Annotated in this window: 6 protein-coding genes; 3 read left to right on the top strand and 3 right to left on the bottom strand. The window is 41.5% G+C overall.

Annotated features, from left to right (window positions below; translation table 11 throughout):
* Together FD32_RS04000 and FD32_RS03995 are read left to right on the top strand one after the other, a co-directional pair.
* Positions 1-401 (top strand): transposase (locus FD32_RS04000; protein WP_156410635.1); only part of this gene is annotated, 401 nt, incomplete at its 5' end.
* 165 nt (positions 402-566) lie between these two features.
* Positions 567-1,157 (top strand): TetR/AcrR family transcriptional regulator, encoded by a 591-nt coding sequence (locus tag FD32_RS03995; protein ID WP_047767606.1) that lies wholly within the window; start codon positions 567-569, stop codon positions 1,155-1,157.
* A gap of 68 nt (positions 1,158-1,225) precedes the next feature.
* Here the strand turns inward: FD32_RS03995 and FD32_RS03990 are convergent, their stop codons facing one another.
* Complete coding sequence (locus FD32_RS03990; protein ID WP_152666503.1) at positions 1,226-2,665, bottom strand: PTS galactitol transporter subunit IIC; 1,440 nt, start codon at positions 2,663-2,665, stop codon at positions 1,226-1,228.
* Between the two features lie 233 nt (positions 2,666-2,898).
* On the opposite strand from FD32_RS03990, the gene FD32_RS03985 reads away from it, so the two are divergent.
* Positions 2,899-3,291, top strand: coding sequence for a VOC family protein (locus FD32_RS03985; protein ID WP_047767605.1), 393 nt, complete (start codon positions 2,899-2,901; stop codon positions 3,289-3,291).
* Positions 3,292-3,338: 47 nt separating this feature from the next.
* Here FD32_RS03985 and FD32_RS03980 read toward each other — a convergent pair whose 3' ends face one another.
* Both FD32_RS03980 and FD32_RS03975 read right to left on the bottom strand, forming a co-directional pair.
* On the bottom strand, positions 3,339-4,178 hold the full coding sequence (locus FD32_RS03980; protein ID WP_047767603.1) for a YdcF family protein: 840 nt from the start codon (positions 4,176-4,178) through the stop codon (positions 3,339-3,341).
* Positions 4,179-4,193: 15 nt separating this feature from the next.
* Positions 4,194-5,915, bottom strand: a complete 1,722-nt coding sequence (locus FD32_RS03975; protein ID WP_047767601.1) for an ABC1 kinase family protein — start codon at positions 5,913-5,915, stop codon at positions 4,194-4,196.
* Between the last annotated feature and the right edge of the window lie 85 nt (positions 5,916-6,000).

The following is a 6,000-nucleotide window of genomic DNA, read 5'->3' as shown; positions in this document are numbered from 1 at the left end:
TTTTAGCATCAACTAATACCAAACTGACACCCCAACAGATCATCCAATTATATAGTTGGCGGTGGTCAATTGAAACTTATTTCAAGACTGCCAAACAATACTTGCGGCTTAATAAATCACAAATTCAAAGTTATGATGGCCAAGTTGTCCAAATTACTGTCACGGCGATGACTTACCTTCTTTTAGCCTGGCAAGAGCGGCTTAATAAAGACGACCGGACACTTGGTGACTTATTCTATCTGATGAATGATAGCTTGCCAGAAGTTAAATTTATTGAGGCATTGGTCTACCTATTGAAGACATTACAGTCACAGGAAGTAGACTTCATCGATCAAACAATTAATCAATTCATGGCTTATTTACCGCATAATGTTCAAACCATTCTTCAAGCAGCCGTTTGAAACTAATTTTATTAAAGAAAAGCCAGAGTTGGTATGGGCTTTAGCCCTTTTGAGTGCTTTCAAGTTTTAGGAAAAGGCTAAAAGAAATTTAACAATAAGTTAAGCACACTTTTGTCAAACTTGTTTTCTTCATGACACATTATTGAAATTGTAAGGGAGTTAATAATGACTATTCGTAAAACAGATCGACGGACACTATATACTATCCAGGTTATTAAAAAAGCGTTTCTTAATCTAATCAATAATCATAACTATTCCCAGCTCTCTGTCGCACAAATATGTCGAAAAGCGGGAATTACCCGGTCGACCTTTTACCTTCACTTTAATAATTTGTCTGCGCTCCTAAATAGCGTCCTTGACGACGCGTTAATGATTTCGGATCACCCTAATAGCAATCTTACATTAGCTAGTAATATAACAGTTGATTTTTTGAAGAAAAATGAATCTCTACTACCTACCTGCCAGCGAATCGCTGACTCACCACAGTACCGCTCGTTACTCATGGATCCCGACCTTAGTGAATACATCATTGGACGAATTGCTAATTATGAAGGTGGACGAATGGTTCCGCAAATTATGAAACGTACTGGTCTTGGCAACAAAGACGCAAAGACCCTGTTTTTATATTTTCTTCATGGTTCATTTGCCATTAATAAGCGTCATCATTTTACTAAGGATGATGAATGGTATCATGAGGTTAAAATGCTTAACCAATTTATTAATGCTGGTTACAAATCCTTTACCCATAATAAATAGTGCGGAAGACTAAAGAAAATTACTTTAATCTTTCGCACTATTGTACTAATTTCAGGGTAATTATTTATTTAATTTTTCGTTCCCCCATTAAGGGCCGCCCGTTTTCGTAAATACCGCCAAACTTGTGGGCGATAACGCCGCAGAGCAAATAAGAGTACTAAATAAATGACAATACACAGAGCGATCCAAATTGGATTTCGCGAAATAAAGGCCGCAAACACGAGGGCGTTAAGTGGCCGTGCCATCAAATTAAAACTAGTTACTAAAACTATTCCAGCAGGGATAGCAGCGCCATAATGAGTAATCGCACCGGTGTAAATATGACCAAGCCAACTAGAACAGTATAAGCCGATACTGAACCAGACAATTCCGTTGGCAATTACTTTTAAAATGTTACCATTAGTAATCGCAACAATTGATTCAATCATGAACGGTAGCGCAATTAAGTCGACAACCGGGAGGGACCTATTACCGGGCAAAATAAAGGCAATGGCGACCATAATTGGAATTAGGATCACTCCGGCGATAATCGTTGCCGGTTCGCCATAACCGACACCGTCATCAACTGCTAAAAACCACCGTTTACGATCATCGACTGGATCAGCACTTCCTTTTTTATCATTTTCCTTTTTGAGCCGTTGTTGATCGATACTTTCAGCTAACGGTTTAAAGGCTTGTGCAAAAACGTCGGTCACAAGGGGGAAAATAGTCATCACGGCAGATAATTGAATGGCAAACCTCAAAATCTGTCCCCAAGCAGTATAGCTAGCAAGACGGGGTAAATTAGCTAAAATACCAATAAGTAAGCCAAGGAGGGCTCCCAATGAAGTTGGCTCCCCTAAAAGCCCCAGCCGCTGTTGCAGGTGTTGCGGTGTTGACTTAATCCGGTTCAATTTTAATATATTCCAAAGCGGGTCCAAGATGATTGCAGGAATAGTTTGGACAATATTTTGCGCGGCGCAAACTGTTGCATTATTAATTTTGTAATATGAAGACCAACGATCTGCTTGAACTTCGGCAAGGAGCAAGGTATATAGCAAAATAAAGAATGAAAGGCCGATTGATAACCAGTAGTTATCAGTAACATAGTACGCTAATGTCCCCCAAATCATGAAGCCAAAGTTATTCCATAAGTTGGAAGGCATGAAGACCTTCGTGACCCCTACAGCAAACAGGATAAATTCGGCGATTAAGCCAAAAACAAAGAAGGAAAGGCCCACCGATGAACCAAAACTAGCCAGTGCACCAGCTTGCCAGCCGATATCTACCACTGGTAACTTAATTTCTGAGTTATTAACCATTTGATGAATCATTTTCGTAACAACGGGCGTGAACATTCCAATAATCCAAGAAAATCCGGTTAAACCGACCCCAGCGTAAATACCGGAAAGGAGGGCCTTTTTAAAAGGCAACCTTAAAAGTAGAGCGATAATAAAAATCATTATTGGCACAACGATTGTCGCACCAAAGGCATTAAAAAAATGGTCAACAAATTCTAGCAAGTCCATCACCATCACTTTCCATGAATTGCTTATAATCTAACAAAAACGCTGTAAGGGTTCAATTTATGAACATCAGAGCGCCCTTGCCCTGACTAATATAGGTCCACTGATACGGTAAGGATCAGCTATTGATATAAATATCAACCCTCTTTGCACCCAAAATATCCCAACCGTTAGCTAACTGACATCGGCGGCCCAACTAGGGTATAATATTATCTCAGGAGAAGAGGAATTTACATATGAAAATGCGAAGAATTGATCATATCGTTTTGACAGTTAGTGACCTTGAAGAATCGATGCGCTTTTATCACGAAGTTTTTGATATGCCCGTTATTGATAAGCAAAGCAACGACCACCTAATTACCCTTCGCTGTGGTCACCAACTGATTCGCTTACAAAAGGGTGACCGGCCAACAAACTTAAAAGCAGCCAAACCGGCAATTGGTGCTGCCGATTTTTGCATTGTTGCCGGTGACAAGTTAAACGATATTATTCATCACCTGAAAAGTTACTATATTGATGTAATTGAGGGCCCGGTTGAAAAGCACGGTTCCGAAGGAGCGATGACCTCAATCTATGTTCACGACCCCGATAACAACTTAATTGAAATTGCGGTCTACAAGAACAAATAGCAATAAAGCGGCTTGAACACTGAGTAATCAGTCATCAAGTCGCTTTATTAATATAAAATTACTCCTATTATTAGTAATACGATAAGCAGAATCATGGTTGCAAAGTAGCGATGATCACGGATATTACCGAGGTAATCACGAATGGTTGTTAATGGTAAATACGGCCATGGTGTTGTCGCCCCAGTAAAATTAAAGTGCAGGCCGAGCCGATGGCCATAGCTCTTTGCCCGTAAAACATGAAATGAACTAGTAACAACTACCACTTGTGGCATAGCCGCCCCTGTCCATTTTTTATTAATAATCTTCGCACAATTCCGTAAATTTTGCCATGTGTTAAGGGCAGCTTCTTCGCAGATAATCTGTTTCGATGGAATACCACGCTTCCGTAAATAGGCTGCCATCGCAACAGCTTCGGAAATCTCATCCTGGTGAACCCGTCCACCAGTTACAATTACTTTGGCAGTTGAATTAGAATGCCAAAGTAAATAAGCACGCTCAAGCCGCGCTGCTAGTACTGGTGGGACCCTCCCCTTATTCAATCCGGCCCCTAACACGACTAAAAAATCAAAATTTACTGGTAACCGTTGGTAGTGCCATGACCATGAAATCAGAATGAAAATAACTAAGCCAGCCGTTATGAGCGTGTCGGTACCAAATGATAGTAGCCAAGCCAGGTTGCCTAACCAGCTTAATTCTTGCTGATTAACCAAGAATAAGGCAGGGAGACATACCATGATATTGACGACCATCAAGAAGGTTATCCAGAAGTTGTACCGTAAGATTGTCTGCTGGTTATCAAAGTGACGAACTAACACCAAAAAGATAGTAGTTCCCCAGACAAAGGCGGTCATTAATGCAATCAAAATAACTTCCATATCGTTATTCATAAGTGATCGCCACGCCTACTTATTCTGGTTGCGCCAGCGCCGAAAACGATGGACCAATTCGCTAACGAGCAAGATAATGATGACGGCAATCGATATCGCGTACCCCGTTACACCTAGATGGTAGATATGGGGATGTTGCGTACTGTTTTCTACCAGCAAAGACGACCCTAAAATGACCGCTGCTAAGATAATGACGACCAGGAAGCGGTTAGTAATTCGTTCGACCTGTTTGAGAAGCTTTGACTGTTCTTTATACCGTAACTTAATTTCAATGTCTCCGTTGCTAAAGGCTTCTAGTGCCGTATCAATCTTTTCTGGCAATTTATTTATTGATTGCAAAGTGGCAATACTTTGAAAAATGCTATCGTCCACTAGATTACGCGCATTAAGCTTACGCTTTAAATAAGCAATGCCAAATGGTCGGGCAACTGCCATCATTGAAATATCAGGATCCAATTTAGCTACCGTGGACTCTAACGTCCCAAAAGCTTTAATTAGCAGGGTCACTTCGGGTTTGATTTGTAAATTATTTTTCTGACATAGTTGAATAATCCGGTAAAGCATGTTAGCAAAGTCAATCTGCCCGACACCTTCCGCAAGATAAGGACGGAGGAATTTTGCTAGCTGCCTGGTAAACTGGTTTTCATTCAAATCCCCAGTCTGGTTACAAATCCCTAAAACAGCCCGCGCGATGCGGTTATTATTCTTAGTTGTTAATGCAAGAATAACTTCCGCAATACCATCTGCCATCACCGGGGTTAACCGCCCCATCATCCCGAAGTCGAGATAAGTTAGTCGGTATGGTGGTAATTCCTCTAATTGGCGATACGAAACCTGACGGCTCCCTACTCGTTTATCAACCTTCCTGGTTATCTTTTGTTCACCACTTTGACCAGGACTAAATAAGATGTTTCCTGGATGTGGATCGGCATGGAAAAAGTGGTCAACAAAAACCTGCTTCATGAAGTTTCGCACGAGCGCCTCCGCAAGGTACCTATTGCGTTTAATAACTGCTTCATCATCGCTCTTTTTGAATAAAGTACGAATACTTTCTCCTGTCATCGTCTGATTTACCAGGACTTGTGGTGCACAGTCAGTCAGATAGACCTTAGGTACTTGAAAAATTCCATCCCCGTTATTCAGGTGGTAAAACTCGGCCCCATTTTGCGCCTCTTTAAGGGTGTCAATTTCACTAAGAAGAGACCGGCTGAGTTCATCTAGCGTCTTGTCCAGGTCTACCACCATTTTCCCGGTGGGCACATACTTTAATAATTTAATTGCCTGCCGTAACAATGCCAAATCAGTGTTAACTAACTGGGTAACCGTTGGGTGTTGGACCTTAACGACCACAGCCGTCCCATCAAATAATGTCGCGTGATGAACCTGGCCGATTGATGCTGAGGCAAAGGGGTGGCGGTCGAAATTAACGAAGGTTGTGGCGATTTTCTTCCCGGTTGCCGCCTCAAAGGTATGCTCAACGCTACTAAAGGGGTCCGCGGTGACCTGATCCTGCAGTTTCCGTAAAGCTTTAACGTATTCAGGGGAAACTAAGTCTGGTCGTGTCGACAGAATTTGCCCCAACTTGACAAAGGTTGGACCCAGCTCCTGCAAGGCAGCACAGATTGCTTCTGGATTTCCCTGCCGATAAAAGTTAGACAAAAAGTGGTACTTTCGCATCACTGCCACAATTTCTTTTAACCGGGTCGTTTTTTTAACTGCCTCGTGCTGATTTCCCATTAAATTCACCCCATTAATGTAATTAAACTAATTTTACCGCACTTTTTTACTAAATAGTTGGTCACCTAAAAAGTGAATTGATACA

This window comes from Limosilactobacillus panis DSM 6035 (assembly GCF_001435935.1).
Lineage (GTDB): Bacteria > Bacillota > Bacilli > Lactobacillales > Lactobacillaceae > Limosilactobacillus > Limosilactobacillus panis.
The sequence above is the reverse complement of the archived record's forward strand: the minus strand, read 5'-3'. Positions and strand labels throughout refer to the sequence as shown.